We start from the raw sequence: 16,435 nt of genomic DNA, 5'->3' as shown, positions 1-16,435 counted from the left end.
CTTGCAGCCGTCGTGGTTCCTGGCGGCCTCTAACCGGCCCGCGCCGGCTCATTCCAGTCCTTGATCCGCGTCGTGCGAGAGCTCGGATGGGGGGTGGGAATGGTCGGCGGGCGTGCCCGCGGGATGCAGGTGGAGGTGGGTGTGGTAGTGCGTATGGCCATGGCTGTGCAGCTCGACCTCGCTCAGCCTGCCGTCCGCGAGACGCAGGGCGCGTGTCGAGAGCCGTTCGAGAAAGCGGCGATCGTGCGAGACCATGATCATGGCCTGGTCGAGCCCGGACAGGTGCGCGATGAGCCGCTGCTCCGTCGCCTCGTCGAGGCCATTGGTGGGTTCGTCGAGCAGGAGCACGTCCGGCTGCATGGCCAGAACCGTGGCGAGGGCGACCAGGCGCTTCTCGCCGGCGGACAGCCGATGCGTGACGCGTTCGGCGAAGGCGCCGAGGCCAAGCAGATCGAGGGTGCGTAGCGCCTCTGCCCGCGCCTCGCCGGGCGGGCGGCCCAGATTCAAGGGGCCGAAGGCGACGTCCTCGAGCACGGTCGGACAAAAGAGCTGGTCGTCCGAGTCCTGGAAGAGTAGGCCGACCCGTGCGCGCACGGCATGGAAGTCGCGCTCCTGGCGGCACTCGCGGCCGAAGGCGAGGACAGACCCCGAGGTCGGGCGCTTGAGGCCAACCACCAGGTGCAGGAGAGTGGTCTTGCCGGCTCCGTTCGGGCCGACCAGGGCGACGCGGTCGCCGCGATGAATCCCGAAGCTCACGTCCTGGAGCACGGCGCGGTCCGGATAGTCGAAGGCGATCTGCCGCAGCTCGATGAGGGTCTCGTTCATCGCGTCATTCGGTCCAGGACGGGGAGACTGACGAGCACGGCGGCGAAGCCCGCGCCCGCGAGCGTATCCCGCGGCGTCCACACCCGCGAATCCAACAGATAGAGCTGACCCTGAAAACAGCGGCAGCGCATGGCGTCGAGGATGCGCTGGGCCCTGGCAAGACTGCGCACCAGCAGCATGCCGATCAGAAAGCCATAGCTGCGCCAGGTGTGCCGATTGCTGCGCGGGACGAAGGCCCTGGCTCGCATCGCCTGACGCAACCGCAGGAATTCCTCATGCAGCAGATGGATCTGGCGCACCGTCATGAGCAGCAGATGCACCAGCTTCTCCGGCACGCCAAGCCGCGCCAGCGCATGTCCGAAGACAACCGGCTCAAGGGTGCCGACGAGCGCGAGCAGCGCAAGCACGACGGCGTTGGCCTTGAGCAGGATGAGTCCAGCCAGGTGCAGCCCCGCGTCGGTGATTCTTAGGGTACCAGTGCCGATGATGGGGTTGCCCGGGACGGTGAAGGGCAACGTCATCAAGAGCACCAGCATGAAGCCCTCCAGGGCAAGCAGGCGTCTCGCGATGTCCTTCAGCCGCATTCGGGTGGCTGACGCCAAGGCGGCCGCCATGAGGAAGGCGGCGAGGGTGGCGGGTATCTGGTCGAGACTCACCGTCACCAGCGCGAAGAGCAGGGCGGCGCTGATGCGCAGGCGCGGATCTCGGGCGGCGATCCAGCCTTGGGTCTGGGGCGACGGCAGACGCGCTCCGCTCACGCGCGGGCGTCCGTCTTGCGGCAGCGCCACCAGAGGGTCAGCCCCGCGAGCCCCAGGATGTAGCCGATGCCGCCGAGGATGTCATGAAGCCGCGCCCTGTCCTCGGCTGCCGCGAGCTGCTCGCGCAGCGGTCGAATTTGGTGGGCGACGGCCAGCTCGATCGCGGAGAGCGTTTCGGGGCCGACGGGCTCGGGGGATGGGGGCGAGGCGACCTCGGGCGGTGATCCGGCCGTGATCGCTGGCGCGGCCGCCGACATCGAAGGGGACGGGTTGGGCGCGAGGGTGCCCCCGAACGCAGGCCTGAGCTCGGCGGCCGTGATTCGCCACTCGGCTTGATGTCCATCATCGGTCCTGGCGATGACGCGATGTTCGACGGGGGCCAGCGCCTGGTAACTGAAGCTGCCGTCCGTGGCCGGTCTCAGGTGCGCGAGGTCGTGGCCGTCCGCGTCCAGAATCACCACGATGGCGCCGCTGGCCTTGTTGCCCCCGGCGAAATAGGCGGTGCCTTCGATGCGATCGCCGACGGCCGAGGCAAAGACCTTGAGCTTGTGCGCGAGCGCCGGTCCGCTCAGCGCCCAGGCGCAGAGCGCAATCGAGACGCGGCACAGGCGGCGGACGCGGTCGCGGCGGAGATTACGCATGGGCAGACTCCACTGGCGCCAGCAGCTCAGGCGCGACGCGCTGGATGAAGCCGACGATGGTCGCGGTGATGAGTCCTTCCACCAGCGCCAACGGCAGATAGATGACGGCCAGCACCTTGGCGGCGGGGGTGAAGGCGTCTGCGCTGAGGCCAAGGGCCAGGGCGACCATCAGCCCCGTCATCAGCACGCCCAGGCTACCCGCGGCGAAGCCCCCCCAGAAACGCCTGCCCGCGGGCAGACGCCGCATCCAGGGCGCGACCAGAAGTGCGCAGACCAGCGCTGGCACAGCCATGTTCATGGTGTTGACGCCCAGCACCAAAATGCCTCCGAAACCGAAGAAGGCCGCTTGGAGGATGAGCGCGACCAAGAGGGCTGGAACCGCGGTCCAGCCGAGCAGCAGGCCCATGAGGCCGTTGAGCAGCAGATGAACGCTGCTTGGGCCGACCGGGACGTTGATCAGAGAGGAGACGAAGAAGGCCGCCGACAGCACGGCGGCCTGCGGAACACGGTCGTAATCCAACCGGCGCAGGGCCGCCGCGAGCAGGCTTGCCGACACCAGGCCGCCGGTGACGAGGACCGGGGTCGAGAGGATTGCGTCTGGGATGTGGGCCAAGGTCGTTGTGTCCTCGGATCACCGCATGTCGCGGACCTGAACCCAGATGAGCGCGCCCGCCTCCATGGGAACCTCCTTCCCCTCCGGGTTCTTCATGGGCGCGTCGCCCTCCAGCAGGGCGGCGAAGCCCCACCAGCCGGCTCTGGGCATGACGTAGCTGAAGACGCCATTGCCATCGGCCTTGACCACCTGGGTGATGAATGGGTCGGACGGTGGTGTCAGGCTGCCGTCGTTGCGCCACTCGACTTCGACCTCGGCGAAGGGGACAGGTCGGCCATTCTGCTTGACGATGCCGCGGAACTGGTTGCCGGTCCAAAGACCGTAGGGCCTCACCAGAGGTGCGATTTCGACGGGTAGGCCGATCTCGGCATCCCAGCCGTCCTCGGCGCCGAAGGCATCCACCACCACCTTGGTGTAGTGCTTGATCATGACCCCTTCGGCGGGCTCCCAGTAGGGGGCGGGCTCGACGAAGAAGACGTAGTCGCCCGGTCGCTTGACCTGATAGTTGGCCGTGAACGCCTGTTTTCCCTCGATGGTTTGCGGCCTGAGTTCGCTGAGTAAGTCCTCCTCGCCGCCCGGTCCGCGCACGGCGAAACGAAGTGGTTGCCCCATGTCCATCAGCGGGCCGCGCTCCATCGGATGCGTGAATCTGAGATCCAGCGCGATCTCCTTGCCCGTCTCGGCCGTGACGATGTCGGTTGAAGGAATCAGCTCCTGAAAATGGGCCTCGGCGCCCAGGGGAGTGAGGAGCGAGAAGGTCATGAACGAGAGTGCCAGGAGCAATGGCGTCATGGCTTCAATGGCTGCATCGCGTCTCATGTTGGGCTGGTCCTTGCTGTCCCTGAGTGTGACTGAATTCTTCTTTGTCACACCGCAGTCTGTCAAGTGCACCCAGCCCCGGCGGACGACGCCCCATGGAGCGAGGCGCTCCGGCCCGATGGCCTTCCCATCGCTTGAGCAGCGAAGCCGTTTCAGCCGGGCAGGCACAGCCGCGCGCGCAAGCCGCCCAGCGGGCTGAGGTCGAGTGCGAGTCGGCCCCCATAGGCGTCGCTGATCTCGCGGACGACCGCCAGGCCGATGCCGTGGCCGGGGGCGGACTCGTCTGCCCGCGCGCCGCGCTCGAGCAGCCGCGACACGGCTTCCGCGGCAATTCCGGGGCCGTCGTCCTCGACCGAGAGCCTCAGCTCAGAGCCTCCAGTCGCCGTCAGGTGGAGCCTGCGATCGCACCATTTGAAGGCGTTTTCGAGCAGGTTGCCCAGCATCTCCATGAGATCGCCCTCGACGCCCCGAAACTGCAGCGAGGGGGCGATCTCGATCACGACCTCGACCGCCTTGTCGCGATGGACCTTGCGCAGCGAGGCGATGAGGCGCTCGGCCGTGGCTCGGACCGGCACCGGCGGTGCCAGGGTGGCGGCCTGCTGGTTACTGGCTCGGGCACGTTGCAGCTGGTATTCGACGATCGTCCCCATCCGGATGAGCTGCTCGCCCAGGAGTGCGATTGCGGATGCTGGCAGTGGTGCCTCCTCGAGGGCGCCCCGCATCACGGCCAAGGGTGTCTTCAGACTGTGCGCAAGGTCGCCGAGCGTGTTGTCGAGACGGCGTTGGCGGGCGCGCTCGTGGGCGAGCAGGGCGTTGAGGTTGTCCGTCAGTGCCTGGATCTCCTCGGGATAACGGCCTAGGAGCTGAGCGCGTTCGCCGCTTTCGATGAGGGCGACCTCGGTTGCCACATGGCGCAGGGGGTTCAAGCCCCAGCGCAGAACCAACACCAGGGCGACCAGCATCAGCAGCGTCATGGCGCCCAGCCAGCCGGCGAGGCTGGCGCGAAATTCGCCGACCTCCGCCTCGACGGCCGCGGCGTCTTCCGCGACGAGGAAGGTATAGTCCTGCGGAACCGGGCCAGTTGCCCAGGTGACGCCGAAGGCGAGCACCAGATACGCCTTGCCCGCATCGCCCGGAAGACGCTCGAAGCGGCGCTCGCCGGGCGGCAGTGGCAGCGGTGTGGGTTCGTCGAGACCCATGGCGGAGGGCGACTTCCAGACGGGATCGCCGAGCGCGTCCAGCACCTCGGCATAGAGTCCGGAGCCGGGCAGGCTGAGGCGGGATTCGGCGAGCGCGTTCGGGAAGACAAGGCCGTTCTTGTCTTCCTCGCCCGCCGCCATGAGGAGGAAGACCTGCGCCTGCAGACGCTCCTCGCGTGCCTTGAGCACGGCGTCGCGCACGGCTTGCTCCAGGGCCAGACTCGTCAAGAGGACGACGATGGTGAGCACCGCCGCGGCCGAGACCAGCACGCGGGTGCGCAGTGACCTCACCCGCCGCCGTCCTCGTGCGCGTCTTCCGCCAGTGCGAGGCGATACCCTCGGCTCCTGAGCGTTTCGATCGGACTGAGTTGACCCTCGGGGTCCAGCTTGCGTCTGAGCCGTCCGACAAGGACTTCGATGACGTTGCTCTCCCGGTCCTCGTCGTGCGGATAGAGCCGATCGGCGAGCGCCTGCTTCGACAGGATCTTCCCGCGGCTGGTAGCGAGCAGTTCGAGCAGGCGATATTCATAGGCCGTGAGCTCGACCGGGCGCTCCTCGATCCAGACCTGCTCGGCGTTGAGGTCCAGCCTGAGCGGCCCAATCCGCAGCTCGCGGGAAGCCGTGCCAGCCGCGCGCCGAACCAGCGCGCGCAGCCGCGCAAGGAGTTCCTCGCTATGGAAGGGTTTGACCAGGTAGTCATCCGCGCCCGCCTCAAGCCCCTCGACCTTGTCCTGCCAGCGATCGCGCGCGGTCAGGATGAGGATGGGGAGCAGGCTCTCCTTGGCGCGAAGCTGGCGGATGATCTCCAGGCCGGAGAGTCCGGGAAGCCCGAGGTCGACGATGGCCGCATCGAAGCTGTACTCCGATGCCAGATAGAGACCTTCCTGCCCGTCACCGCTCCCTTCGGCGACCCAGGATTCGCGTTTCAGTCGTTCGGTGATCTGACGGCGCAGCTCCGGCTCGTCTTCGATGATAAGGATATGCATGGCAGGTGGTCGGTCGATCGGGGGCGCGGGCAGGCGTCAGCTGCTCGGCACGAAGACGTAGCGGACTTTGCCATCCGGTGTCAGCACCTTGACTTGAAAGCCGCCATCGGTCGGCTTGACGGCAAGGACGCGACCGCCGGTCTGCCGCTGAGCGATCTCGCCCGCCGCGGCCGCCGTCGTGGCAGCGCCTTGGCTGGGCGTGACCCAGGCCGCGGAGAGGGTGGCGAGCAACATCAGAAGGATTGGCGGTACCCTGGACAGTCTCATGATGAACGTGGCTCCCTTGGCTCGGCGCGTCGTCAGGAATCTAGCACAACTCGGGCGTTCGGCGCCGATCGTCGGAGGATGGCGCATCCGCGGTGTCGACCCGCCGGTTCCGAAATCCGGAACCGGCCGGGTCGCGCTGGCGACGCTTAGCGATAGATGATGGTCAGACCGTTCCCGAGGTGCAGCTTGGATGGCGCGGGGCGACGGGGATGCGGCGGGTGCCTTGGATCGGCCACGTAGACCCGCACACGCGCATCACGTCTGTCTCGCCGGTGATCCCACTTGCTGTGCTTGTGGTGATGGCGTTTCTCATGTCGGTCTTCGCGCCATGGGGCATGCTTGGGTGGCGGGGACGCCCAGCGCGCCTCCTTGCCCTGATCCCCATGGTCTTGGCGCCCGTGGGCCGAGGCCAATGTAGGCAGGAGCAGGGCGCTTGCCATGGTGGCGACGGACAGCAGTGTGACTAGGCGTTGCGTTTTCATCGGATGATCTCCTCTCGTCGTAGAGACGGAAGCCGTGTCTCCCGTCTTGAAGGTCATCCTAGCCAGGTCATCCTGAATCCCTGCTGAATCAGTGGCGCGCGAGCAGAACGAGATCGTCGCCGCGCTGGATTCTCACGCTGAAAAGCCCCTTGGAGGTTCGGAGCACGACGGCGATGTCTCTCAGGCCGCCGATCCGCTGTCCATTGACTTGGATGATGCGGTCGCCCTCGCGCAGTCCCGCATGCCAGGCTGGACTATCCGGCTCGACGGTGCCTACGGGGACTGCGGGAACGGTGTCTCGCGGATTCAGCTCCCCGAGCAAGGCGCCCTCGAGACTCGCGGCGACCGTGTCGCCGGTCACGAAGTCACGGTAGGGATCGGCGATGCGTCCACTCAGCCGACGTTGGCGGCCATTGCGCACGACGTCCAGCTCGACTGTTTCACCGACTCTCAAGAGTCCGAACGCATTGCGTAGATCCGTCGCGCTGCCCACGGGTTTGCCGTTGATCGCGACGATGACGTCACCCTCACGCAGATCGGCTTCGTCCGCTGCTGATCCTCGCTCGACCGTGGTCACGAGCGCCCCGTTGCGGTCCTGAATATCCAGGGCGCTGGACAGCTCGTCGGTGAGATCCTGAACGCTCACCCCGAAGAGGCCACGCCTGACGGCACCGAACTCGGCGATTTGCTCCATGATGGCGCGCGCCATGTTGGCGGGGATCGCGAAACCGATGCCGATATTGCCCCCGCCAGGGGCGAGGATTGCCGTGTTCATGCCTACCAGCTCACCACGCAGGTTGACCAGGGGGCCGCCCGAGTTACCTGGATTGATGGAGGCATCGGTCTGGATGAAGTTCTCGTATCCCTCAATGCCAAGACCGGTGCGCCCCAGGCCACTGACGATACCCGAGGTGACCGTCTGCTTCAGGCCGAAGGGGTTGCCAATGGCCACCACGAAATCGCCGACCCGAAGACCATCGGAATCGGCGAAGGGGAGGGCGATGAGGTTCTCTGGCGGGATCTTCAGCACAGCGACATCGGTCTCTGGGTCCGTGCCGATCAGGCTTGCCTCCAGCGTCCGTCCATCGTGCAGCGTCACCCGGATCTCATCCGCCTTGGCGATGACGTGATGATTGGAGAGCACGAGCCCGCGTTTGGCGTCCACGATGATGCCAGAGCCCAGGCTGCTGTTCTCGCGGCGCGGCTGTCCTTGCGGCACATCGAAAAAGTGGCGGAAGAACGGATCTCTGAGGAGCGGATGCTCGGCGGCTTCGATTCGCGTGACGGTCGAGACGTTCACCACGGCTGGCACGACCCGCTCCAGCATCGGCGCCAGCGTGGGGAGCGGTTGACCATCGACGACGGGTGGCAGACCGGCGTAAGACAGGGTCAAGGGTGTGACCAGGATGCACAGAAGACCGATGCCTCGGAAGCTGTCCTTGAGGTGCATGATTCTCTTGAAATGCATGATTCTGAGACGCGTGGCTGAGGAAAGGCCATAGAAATTAATCCTCGAGCCGAGATCGCGCAACGCTGACCGGAGGCAGCGGACGGCCTCATGCGCCGGCTGAAGGGCGCGGCTTCGAAGATCATGGATCCGAGGTCATGGATCGCGCCTGCCCGCGTGCGACAGGGTCAGTGGGGGCTTGGGGTCAATGCGGGCGGATGGGGGTGCGCAATCGGTGTCGGCGCGTCCGAGCTAGGTCGCCAGCGAGAACCCAGCTCGGGCGGTGGGAGATCAGCCTGACTCAATCCCCCTTGGTTTCCCCGCGCAACCGCTTGCGGCCCAACATCACCAAGCCGACCAGTCCTGAGCCGAACAACCAAACCGCGCCCGGAATCGGAACGGCGGGCGCCTGTCTTTCCCGTGGCAGGACGCCAATGATGGTCCACTGAATGTCCGGTAATGCCTTCGGCCATTGGTTTTCGCGAAAGGCAAGGCTGGGCAGCGCGTCGTGACCGGCTACATCGAGGTAGAGACTACTTTTGACCTTTCCATGATCGTTCTCGAACCAGATCCGCAGGACGGGATAACCACCGTTGAAGTCGTTCCTGCGGATGTTCCAATCCTCGATGTCGATCACGCTCTCCAAGAAGTTGGCCAGGGTTGGCGTTTGCAGGAAATTACCTGTGAATGCCGCCTGCACGCCTGCCGTTGTGGTGAGCATCAACAGTAAGCCGAAGAGAATTCGAGACGTTTTCATTGTGTGCTCCCGGTGAGCGAGCTGGTGGTCATCCCTTGCGCGCTTGAACCGATTGTGTACATTCTGGTCATTGCGCTGGTTTCGGTTTGCGCCAGTCTTTGACGGAAGCGTGCCTCCGCCACCCCAGGGTGTCGCCTCTCCGAGATCCGCCCAGCAGTCTCGGGCCGTGCATTCCGAACGAGGTGAAATCCCTTGAGGCAAAGCATAGCACTGGATGTGGTAAAAGCACACTATGCGTGAAAAAAGATACACAGACCCTTGAACCTGTGCCGCTAGAAGGGCCAGCCGGACACGAGGCAAGCCGGTGCGCAGCTTAGATTCTGCCACCGGCTCCAAGCGTCCAGCGGCTGCGTGAGCATGTCGGAAAACCAATCCGAGAACAGCACGCCGCCTCCAGATCGCTCCTCGTAGAAGCTCGCCTCGCCCAGGATGGTGTGCTCCGTGCCTGCACCTAGGTATAGCCGATAGTTCCCGGTCGTGGCCGCGATGTCCCACATCGTGTTCTGGGCCTTCTGAGTCCAGTCCAGTCCGGCGAGGATGACCTCTGACAGATCGAACCAGGTCCAGGGGTCATCCATATGTCTGGCAAGGTTGTAGAAGAGGATCTGTGTGCCGTCCGTGACGCGTGTATATTGGCCGAAGCGTGTTTGAGGATGCTCCCAGGCAAGATCCTGGAATGTTTGGGTCAGCAGCGTCTCTGGCCCGGACGCATAGGCGTTCTGGAGTGACTCATCCAGATTCGACCAGACTCCCCACGCGCCGTCAGGTTCCAGTGCCGTGGCATAGAGCTGCTCGGTCATGACGCCATTCGCAGAGTCGACCAGGACGCTGATCTTCTCCGTGGTCGGGAAGGTGCGCGTTACGGCCGGGTAGTTGTGGAGCACGCCGTAGCCGCCGGCGCTGACACCCACCAGAACGATCTCTGCGGGCTCTGTCCCAAGCGCGTCATAGCGGGAGCGCAAGGCGTCCAGGACGGCCATGACATTGAGCTGTCCGCGATGGCGGATCGTCCATTGGCCGCCGAAGGGGAGGTCATAGGTCGTATCGCGCGAGCCGTAATGCAGGTCGCCGGTGCAGTAAGGAATGAAGACCTGGGTGTAGTCGCGCACCGGGTTGCGCGGGTCGTCGCGGTCGGCGATCCCGCCGAAGGCGGCCAGCGACTCGGGCGTTTCGTCGACACGCATATCGTAGATCGGGGTCAGGCGCATGCCTGCGCCGATGCAGCTGTTGAAATCCCAGCAGGCGCCACCCCCATCCCAGATGATGAGTAGACGGTTGGGATCTCCGTCGCGTAGGAAGAAGGAAAAGCGAGTGTCGGCCTCGGCCCATATCGCCCCCGAGTCTGTCCAGGCGAGGACGGGGCCGCCGGAGCAGCTCGGCGAACGCTGGGGATGATCGGCGTCCGCCTGCGGTGCGATTTGGCGCCATCCCGCGCTGTCCTCAGCGCCGAGCGCCTGGCCGGCGATGGCTGTGAAGATCAGGACCCAAACGGTCATTGCTGTCAGCGCGCGCATTGTGCTCAGCCTCCGAGGTGGCATGGACTCGAAAGCCTGAGGCTGACGAATTCCGCAGTGGAAATCAATGAGCGCAACCTGTTGAACGCCCGATGATCGGACCGGAGGATGTCGACTCCGACGAAAGTCCGGCGTCTCAGTATCTTGCGTGGGCCATCCTTGTGACAACGGAAACGCCGAGCTTTCGCCCGGCGATCATTTAAACTAACCGTGTTCAGGGGGCGATGTCAGGCAGCGGCGTCACTCGCGCTGGCGTCGATGAAGCCACTGGCCTTGGCTCCGCCGCGGATCTGGATCTTGCGGGGTTTCATGGCATCCGGAATCTCCCGCCGGAGATCGACGTGGAGCAGGCCATGCTCAAGCTGCGCCTCCACCACGCGCACATAGTCGGCAAGTTGGAACTTGCGTTCGAAGCTCCGGTTTGCAATGCCGCGGTAGAGATACTTGCGCGGATGATCGTCGGACTCGGGGCGCCCGCCGGAGATGGTCAGAATGTTCTCCTTGACCTCGAGACTCAGATCCTTCTCGGCGAACCCGGCGACGGCCATGGTGATGCGATAGTCGTTCTCGCCGTTCGCCTCGATGTTGTAAGGCGGGTATCCGCCCGACTCAGCGCGCGAGGCGTTCTCGAGCGCCGCCGTCATGCGATCGAAACCGATCATGGAGCGGAGAAGTGGTGAAAAATCGATGTTGGTCATGGGCATATCCTCTCATGAGCAATATGGGAAAGGGCGTTCCAACGGGAACCGCTTGAGCAGCAAGCCTCGGATGAGCGCTTGCATTATGTAAATTAAGGTGCGCTGAAAATGCTGTCAAGAGGGGCTATGGGGCCGGATTCTCGGCGCTCATTTCGGCTCGCCGGTTCCAGCGTCAGACTTGGGCGTTCGGGTGATATGACGCTCGAACGCCGCGACGTCGTGGATCGAGTTGAGGTTCGCGAAGCCGTCGGATCTGTCACTGAAATCCGCGCAGGCGACGCGATGCTGAGCCTGCCAGCTCTCGACCTTGCGCCCTCCGCTGTGGAGATAGGCGGCGAGGTGATCGGCGAGCGCCACGGGGAGTAGCGCGTGCACCGAGTGGCGTCGCTGGCCGTCGAGGGCGACGCTCAGGTCGGCCTCGGCGTCGATCAGGGCTCGCGCAAGGCGGCTGCGCAGATCCACGGGTGGGTGCGGCGTGTCGCAGGGCAAGGTGAGGATCCAGGGCGTGGTAGCGGCTCGCATCGCGCTGAGCATGCCGGCCAAGGGGCCATTCAAACCCGGTCCGGTGTCCTGAACGACGGCGAATCCATAGGCGGCATAGGCCGGGAGATTGCGGTTGGCACTGATCAGGAGGGTGCCGACCTGAGGTGACAGGGCATCGATGACCCACTCGACGAGGGGGCGGCCCGCAACCTCCACCAGCCCCTTGTCCAGCCCACCCATGCGACGACCGGCGCCGCCAGCCAGGATCACGCCGGTGACGGCCTCACGGAGCGGTTCGACGGATGTGTGTTGCATCCGCCACGAAGTGGTGGCGGCGCCCGCCGGAGCCAAGCGGGGCGGATTCCGATGCCGCCGCGGCTTCAGGGTTGCAGACGAGCGCCTGCCTCTCAGTCGATGACCAGGCGGGCGTTGAGACGTTGGATCGGGCGGTTGTTGGGATGTCCCATCACCTTGGAGAAGGTGCTGATCTGCTCGGCCGAGGCGGTGACCGGCTGCTTCAGGACGAGCCAGACGACGCCCTCGCTGCACGGCGGTGTGGTCAGCGAGCCGTTGAACCTGTAGTAGTCGCGGTCCGCGGGGAGCAGTCCCTCGGCCGACGCCTTGGTTGCGAGATGCGCGTGTTCACCCGCATGACCTGGGATGACGCTCCAGGGCTGCGCGAGCGCGGCGTTTGCGGGGCCTTCCTCGAACATGACCGCGATGACCGCCAGGTTGCCGTCGGCGTCCGCATGCACCAGATGGGCCTCCATCGGGTACTCCTTGCCGTTGATGTGGTTTTCGCTCGGCGTGTGGAAGTGGAACTGCTTGAGCTCGTAGTCGTGGCCGTCCAGCGAAATGGTGCTGCCCGCGTCGTAGTCGATCTGAACGCTGTGGCCGTTGTTGATCTCGTCAACGCCGCCGCTGCTGTAATGGAAACCAATCGGTGGTAGTTGCGAGTCGACGATGTGGGCCAGGTCGACCGGCGACTGGTTCTTGCCGTTCTTGCAGAGTTCGAAATGGGAATCCAGGTCGCCCCAGTGCTCGGGTCCAGTCTCGCCCGTATAGCCCCAGTGGGCGGAGTGATCGGCTGCGATAGCGGTGCCCGCGGCCGCGAGTGAGAGTGTCAGGATCACGGATTTGTACATAGGTCTTCCTCGTCTTATTGGAGTCAGGGAGTGGTCGTCGGACCGAAGTCCGGGAAATCCGAACGCGAACCGGAAGATCATGATGATCACGATCAATGACCTGTATCGCGCTTCTTCGTGGTCAGGTGTGCGTGATCCGCAGCCAAGCGCATCGGCGCTACTGGCTGGACACCGGAGGCAATCGCTCGCAGCTGCGCACAATCGTGACGCTCCCGTAATGCGCCGGACAGCGAGCGGTAATTCGCCTTGTCCCATCATTGCACCCAACGAAAGGAGTCGATCCGGGGAACGGGGCAGGAGCCCTAGAGCCATCAAGCGTCAGCAGCATGAGACGGACTCGTACAGACCCGCACACGCAGAATCGAAAACCAACACAGAATCGAACACCTATCGACAGGAGCCAAGACCATGAAGCCTACGAAAGCCATCGCTGTAATGACCGTCGTCGCCCTGGGTGTCGCTGGGGCCGGACAGCTGTATGCCGAAACCCAGAAGGCCGAGTCATCGGCCGGTACCGAGGTCTCTCAGCAGGTCTCCGGCGGACCCCAAGCCAAGGATCAGATCGAACTCTCCGAGCATGGGCTGGCGGCCATCAACGACATCCATCTGGCGCGGGTCGCCGTCAATGACGGCTATGTGGACAACGCCAGGAACCTGCTCAAGGAGGCGCGCACGCTGCTCGATCAAGTCAAATCCGAGGACAAACCAATCAAGGTCCAGACTGATGTCCGTCGGGACGGCAAGGAGGTCGAACACCAGACGCAATCCGTCACGGCCGACATGATCCCGATCATGTCAGAGATGCAAGTCGTCGAGAGCTATTCCCTGGCCAACGCGAAGAGCGCCAAGGGCTCTGCCGAGACCGCATCGAGCCAGGGCAAGACCGCGCAGAACAGTCCAGCCGCGTCTGCGAGCGCCAAGACCGATCAAGCCGAGGCCCGCACGGCGGCTGTTGCCAAGGCCAATGCGCATCTGAGTCAGGGCGACCGCGGTGCGGCGGCTGAGGCGCTGCGTCTGGTCGATCTCGCCTTGGTGGACCAGACGGTGAGCATGCCGCTCGCCGAGACGACCCAGTCCGTGGATCGCGCCATTCAGTTCATCGATCAGGACAAGCTGCATGAGGCCAACCTGGAGCTGAAGCAGGTCCGTGACGGCCTCGTTTTGACCACCCATGTGGTCGCAGCGCCGGTTGGAACCACCAAGACCTCGCCGAGTCCGAAGGCCGGATAAGCCTCGGCCAGCGTGGTGCCCAAGGCTGACCCGAGACGGCCTCGCCGCTCGGGTCTTTTCAGATCAGCGCCCTCGCGCGCACTGCTGCCGATGCTCCAAACTCCCGCCGTCGAGGACCATGGGCCTGTTGCCAAGCGGGGGCTGGGTCGCGGAGGCGCAGCGGGTGCCGCCGTCACCCTTGGCGCCTCGGGACGAGACGTTGCCCGAGGCGCGCCCCCCGTCGGCCCTGTCCATCCGCGTCTGGAACGCCAGCAACAGGCCCGCGACCAGCGCGGCAAGCACCAGGTGTCCGGCTCCCAGCTCATAGGCCGCGACCAGACCCGCCAGTATCAACGGCAGGTGCCATAGGACCCGGATCGGCGGATGCGATTCGGGCGGCGTGATCGCATGGAGGTGGAGTGGGTGCATGAGCGACTCCCAGCGTTAGGCTGTCATCAAGGTCATCGCGCCAGCCTAGCGAAAGCGTCGTCAAGGGAATGAAAAGGACAGGTTAAGGGAAGGTTAAGGCGCCTCGAGGCTGCGTGTTCTTGTGCCTTTGATGCTGCCTCGGGCGCCTTTCAGTCGAGGTGCCCGTCGTCATCGCCCGTGAACATCAGCCGCGCCTTCGCGCCGCCGCCCACGCGATTGCCGAGCTGAACCCTCCAGCCCTCCTTCGCGCACAGCCGCTGAACCAGCGAGAGACCCAGCCCAACGCCCGCGCTCTCGCCGCCGCGGACAAAGGCTTGGAAGAGGTCGCGCCCCGCGTCGGGTCCCAGACCTGGTCCGGTGTCCTCGATCTCGACGCAGCCCGCCTCGACGCGCAGCACCACACGCCCTTCTTGCGTAAAGGCAAGGGCATTGCGCAGCAGATTGCCCAGCACCATGGAGAGCATTGCTGGGTCGGCCGGCAGGCGCGGGCGCTCCTTCACCTCCAGCGCGAGCGCGACCGGCTTGCCAGGAAAGAGGTCCCGATAGCGCTCGACCAACTCCTCGGCCACGTGCGCGACATCGCACCCCATCGACCCCGCCGCGCCGCTCTTCTGCTCCCGGGCGAGGGCCAGCAACGCCTCCGTCATCTCATGCATCTCGGCGACCGCGCGCGCGATTCTGGCGACGCGCGACTGGTTGCGCCCGCTCAGCGCGGGATCGGTCTGCAGAAGCTCGGCGGCACCGGCCACCACCGTCAAGGGCGTGCGCAGCTCATGACTCACATCCGCCGTGAAGAAACGCTCACGCTCGATGAAGTCGTGGAGTCGGGCGAGATAGCCATCGAAGTCCGTGGCGAGCTGCTGAACCTCGTGCCAGGGGAACTCGGCGGCGAGGGGTCGCGGCGGATCTTCCGGGCGCAATGCCGACACGCGCCGCGCCAGCTCGGTCACGGGCGCGACCACGAAGGATGCCAGCCAGCGCCCGGCAATCGCCGAGCCGAGGGTCACCAGCAGCACACTCGCCGCGAGCAGCAGCAAAAAGACATGCTCGCGCCGCTGCAGCGCGCTCACATCGAAGAGGACGACGAACCGCCGGTCCGCGACGACGCGCACGCCGGCGCGGTAGGGTGTTGCGTCCAGCGTCAACTCATGACGCCCTGGCGCGAGCGCCGCGACCTCGGCCGGCACCGGCGTGGTTCCCCCGCTGGGCGCGACCACGAAGGCGCGAATGGTGGCCGTGCGCTCCGGCAGCGATTGGGGGTTGCGCTGGCGCCGCGCCACGGCGTCGTCCAGTTCGGCTGTGAGCGTGTCGTCGATGAGGCGACGCTCCAGATCGTGCGAGGCCAGATACATGAAGGTCGCGAGCGTGAGGCTGACCGTCGCGCTGAAGACGGCCAAGGTGACGGCCACGCGATGGCGCAGACTGCGTCTAGCGTTCATCGGGCTCGGCGAGCTGGTAGCCGATGCCGCGCACCGTGTGGAGGAGCTGGACCGCCGCGCCCCGATCCAGGGCGCTGCGCAGGGCGTGGACGTGCGCGCGCAGCGAGTCGCTGTCCGGCGGATCGTTGCCCCAGATCGCCAGTGCGATCTCCTCCCGGCGCACCACGCCAGGCGCTCGGCGCATCAGCAGCTGGAGGATCTTGAGCGGAATGGGTGCGAGTTCGATCCGCTGCCCCGCGCGCTCCACGCGCAACCGGTCCTGATCGAAGGTCAGATCACCGACGCGCAGCAGGGCGCGGGCGGTCTCCCGGCGCGCGCGTCTGGCGAGCGCGCTCAGCCGCGCCTCCAGCTCCGGCAATGCAAAGGGTTTGACGAGGTAGTCGTCGGCGCCGCTGTCGAACCCCTTCAGCTTGTCGGGCAAGGTGTCCCTGGCGGTCAGCATGAGCACAGGCACGTCGCGTCCCGCGGCGCGCAGTCGGGCGCAGATCTCCAGGCCGTTCATGCCGGGCAGCATCACATCCAGCACGATGACGTCGTAGTCATGCTCGAGCGCGAAGTTGAGCCCAGCGAGGCCGTTCTGCGCCAGGTCGACGCTGTGTCCGCGCACGTCGAAGAAATCATTCAGGTTGCCCGCGAGATCCGGGTTGTCTTCGACGATCAGCAGATGCATGCGGATGCCTTGCTCCTCACTCCGGCCACCTGAGTGCTGACCTTGATCTTGCGC

General features: G+C 65.4%; 19 protein-coding genes. 1 reads left to right on the top strand and 18 read right to left on the bottom strand.

Annotated elements, in window-relative coordinates:
- Positions 1-48: 48 nt before the first annotated feature.
- The 15 genes from CKO23_RS14475 to CKO23_RS14405 form a co-directional block, all read right to left on the bottom strand.
- Positions 49-825 carry an energy-coupling factor ABC transporter ATP-binding protein gene (locus CKO23_RS14475; RefSeq protein ID WP_200332390.1) on the bottom strand — a complete coding sequence of 259 codons (777 nt, stop codon included), beginning with the start codon at positions 823-825 and terminating at the stop codon, positions 49-51.
- The gene (gene cbiQ / locus CKO23_RS14470) at positions 822-1,583 is read right to left on the bottom strand and encodes a cobalt ECF transporter T component CbiQ (protein WP_200332388.1); all 762 of its coding nucleotides are present in this window, start codon (positions 1,581-1,583) and stop codon (positions 822-824) included. The genes CKO23_RS14475 and cbiQ overlap by 4 nt, the downstream gene beginning before the upstream one ends.
- Complete coding sequence (locus CKO23_RS14465) at positions 1,580-2,224, bottom strand: hypothetical protein (RefSeq protein WP_200332386.1); 645 nt, start codon at positions 2,222-2,224, stop codon at positions 1,580-1,582. The genes cbiQ and CKO23_RS14465 overlap by 4 nt, the downstream gene beginning before the upstream one ends.
- Positions 2,217-2,837 (bottom strand): cobalt transporter CbiM, encoded by a 621-nt coding sequence (cbiM, locus tag CKO23_RS14460; protein ID WP_200332384.1) that lies wholly within the window; start codon positions 2,835-2,837, stop codon positions 2,217-2,219. Before cbiM ends, CKO23_RS14465 begins: the two co-directional genes overlap by 8 nt.
- A gap of 18 nt (positions 2,838-2,855) precedes the next feature.
- The gene (locus CKO23_RS14455; RefSeq protein ID WP_440870570.1) at positions 2,856-3,656 is read right to left on the bottom strand and encodes a DUF4198 domain-containing protein; all 801 of its coding nucleotides are present in this window, start codon (positions 3,654-3,656) and stop codon (positions 2,856-2,858) included.
- A gap of 152 nt (positions 3,657-3,808) precedes the next feature.
- On the bottom strand, positions 3,809-5,146 hold the full coding sequence (locus tag CKO23_RS14450) for an ATP-binding protein (protein ID WP_200332382.1): 1,338 nt from the start codon (positions 5,144-5,146) through the stop codon (positions 3,809-3,811).
- Positions 5,143-5,841, bottom strand: a complete 699-nt coding sequence (locus tag CKO23_RS14445; protein WP_200332380.1) for a response regulator transcription factor — start codon at positions 5,839-5,841, stop codon at positions 5,143-5,145. Before CKO23_RS14445 ends, CKO23_RS14450 begins: the two co-directional genes overlap by 4 nt.
- Before the next feature lie 36 nt (positions 5,842-5,877).
- Positions 5,878-6,108 carry a PepSY domain-containing protein gene (locus CKO23_RS14440; RefSeq protein WP_200332378.1) on the bottom strand — a complete coding sequence of 77 codons (231 nt, stop codon included), beginning with the start codon at positions 6,106-6,108 and terminating at the stop codon, positions 5,878-5,880.
- 146 nt (positions 6,109-6,254) lie between these two features.
- Positions 6,255-6,590, bottom strand: a complete 336-nt coding sequence (locus tag CKO23_RS14435) for a hypothetical protein (RefSeq protein ID WP_200332376.1) — start codon at positions 6,588-6,590, stop codon at positions 6,255-6,257.
- An 88-nt stretch (positions 6,591-6,678) separates the two neighbouring features.
- On the bottom strand, positions 6,679-8,058 hold the full coding sequence (locus CKO23_RS14430; protein ID WP_242482446.1) for a DegQ family serine endoprotease: 1,380 nt from the start codon (positions 8,056-8,058) through the stop codon (positions 6,679-6,681).
- Positions 8,059-8,338: 280 nt separating this feature from the next.
- Positions 8,339-8,794, bottom strand: coding sequence for a hypothetical protein (locus CKO23_RS14425; RefSeq protein ID WP_200332374.1), 456 nt, complete (start codon positions 8,792-8,794; stop codon positions 8,339-8,341).
- 272 nt (positions 8,795-9,066) lie between these two features.
- A complete protein-coding gene (locus tag CKO23_RS14420; RefSeq protein WP_200332372.1) occupies positions 9,067-10,308 on the bottom strand; it encodes a pectin acetylesterase-family hydrolase in 1,242 nt (413 codons plus the stop codon).
- Positions 10,309-10,535: 227 nt separating this feature from the next.
- Positions 10,536-11,006 carry an Hsp20 family protein gene (locus CKO23_RS14415; RefSeq protein WP_200332370.1) on the bottom strand — a complete coding sequence of 157 codons (471 nt, stop codon included), beginning with the start codon at positions 11,004-11,006 and terminating at the stop codon, positions 10,536-10,538.
- Positions 11,007-11,153: 147 nt separating this feature from the next.
- Positions 11,154-11,804, bottom strand: coding sequence for a molybdenum cofactor guanylyltransferase MobA (mobA, locus tag CKO23_RS14410; RefSeq protein WP_200332368.1), 651 nt, complete (start codon positions 11,802-11,804; stop codon positions 11,154-11,156).
- 92 nt (positions 11,805-11,896) lie between these two features.
- Positions 11,897-12,634, bottom strand: coding sequence for a carbonic anhydrase (locus tag CKO23_RS14405; RefSeq protein ID WP_200332366.1), 738 nt, complete (start codon positions 12,632-12,634; stop codon positions 11,897-11,899).
- Between the two features lie 408 nt (positions 12,635-13,042).
- Between CKO23_RS14405 and CKO23_RS14400 the strand changes: the two genes are divergently transcribed.
- A complete protein-coding gene (locus CKO23_RS14400) occupies positions 13,043-13,864 on the top strand; it encodes a YfdX family protein (RefSeq protein WP_200332364.1) in 822 nt (273 codons plus the stop codon).
- A 63-nt stretch (positions 13,865-13,927) separates the two neighbouring features.
- Here the strand turns inward: CKO23_RS14400 and CKO23_RS14395 are convergent, their stop codons facing one another.
- The 3 genes from CKO23_RS14395 to CKO23_RS14385 form a co-directional block, all read right to left on the bottom strand.
- Positions 13,928-14,272: a hypothetical protein gene (locus CKO23_RS14395; RefSeq protein ID WP_200332362.1), complete on the bottom strand. Its 345-nt coding sequence runs from the start codon at positions 14,270-14,272 to the stop codon at positions 13,928-13,930.
- 149 nt (positions 14,273-14,421) lie between these two features.
- Positions 14,422-15,711, bottom strand: coding sequence for a sensor histidine kinase (locus CKO23_RS14390; protein WP_200332360.1), 1,290 nt, complete (start codon positions 15,709-15,711; stop codon positions 14,422-14,424).
- Positions 15,701-16,381, bottom strand: a complete 681-nt coding sequence (locus CKO23_RS14385; protein WP_200332358.1) for a response regulator transcription factor — start codon at positions 16,379-16,381, stop codon at positions 15,701-15,703. Before CKO23_RS14385 ends, CKO23_RS14390 begins: the two co-directional genes overlap by 11 nt.
- Positions 16,382-16,435 lie beyond the last annotated feature (54 nt).

Source organism: Thiocystis violacea (genome assembly GCF_016583565.1).
Taxonomy (GTDB): domain Bacteria; phylum Pseudomonadota; class Gammaproteobacteria; order Chromatiales; family Chromatiaceae; genus Thiorhodococcus; species Thiorhodococcus violaceus_A.
This window is presented reverse-complemented; position numbering and strand designations above follow the sequence as displayed.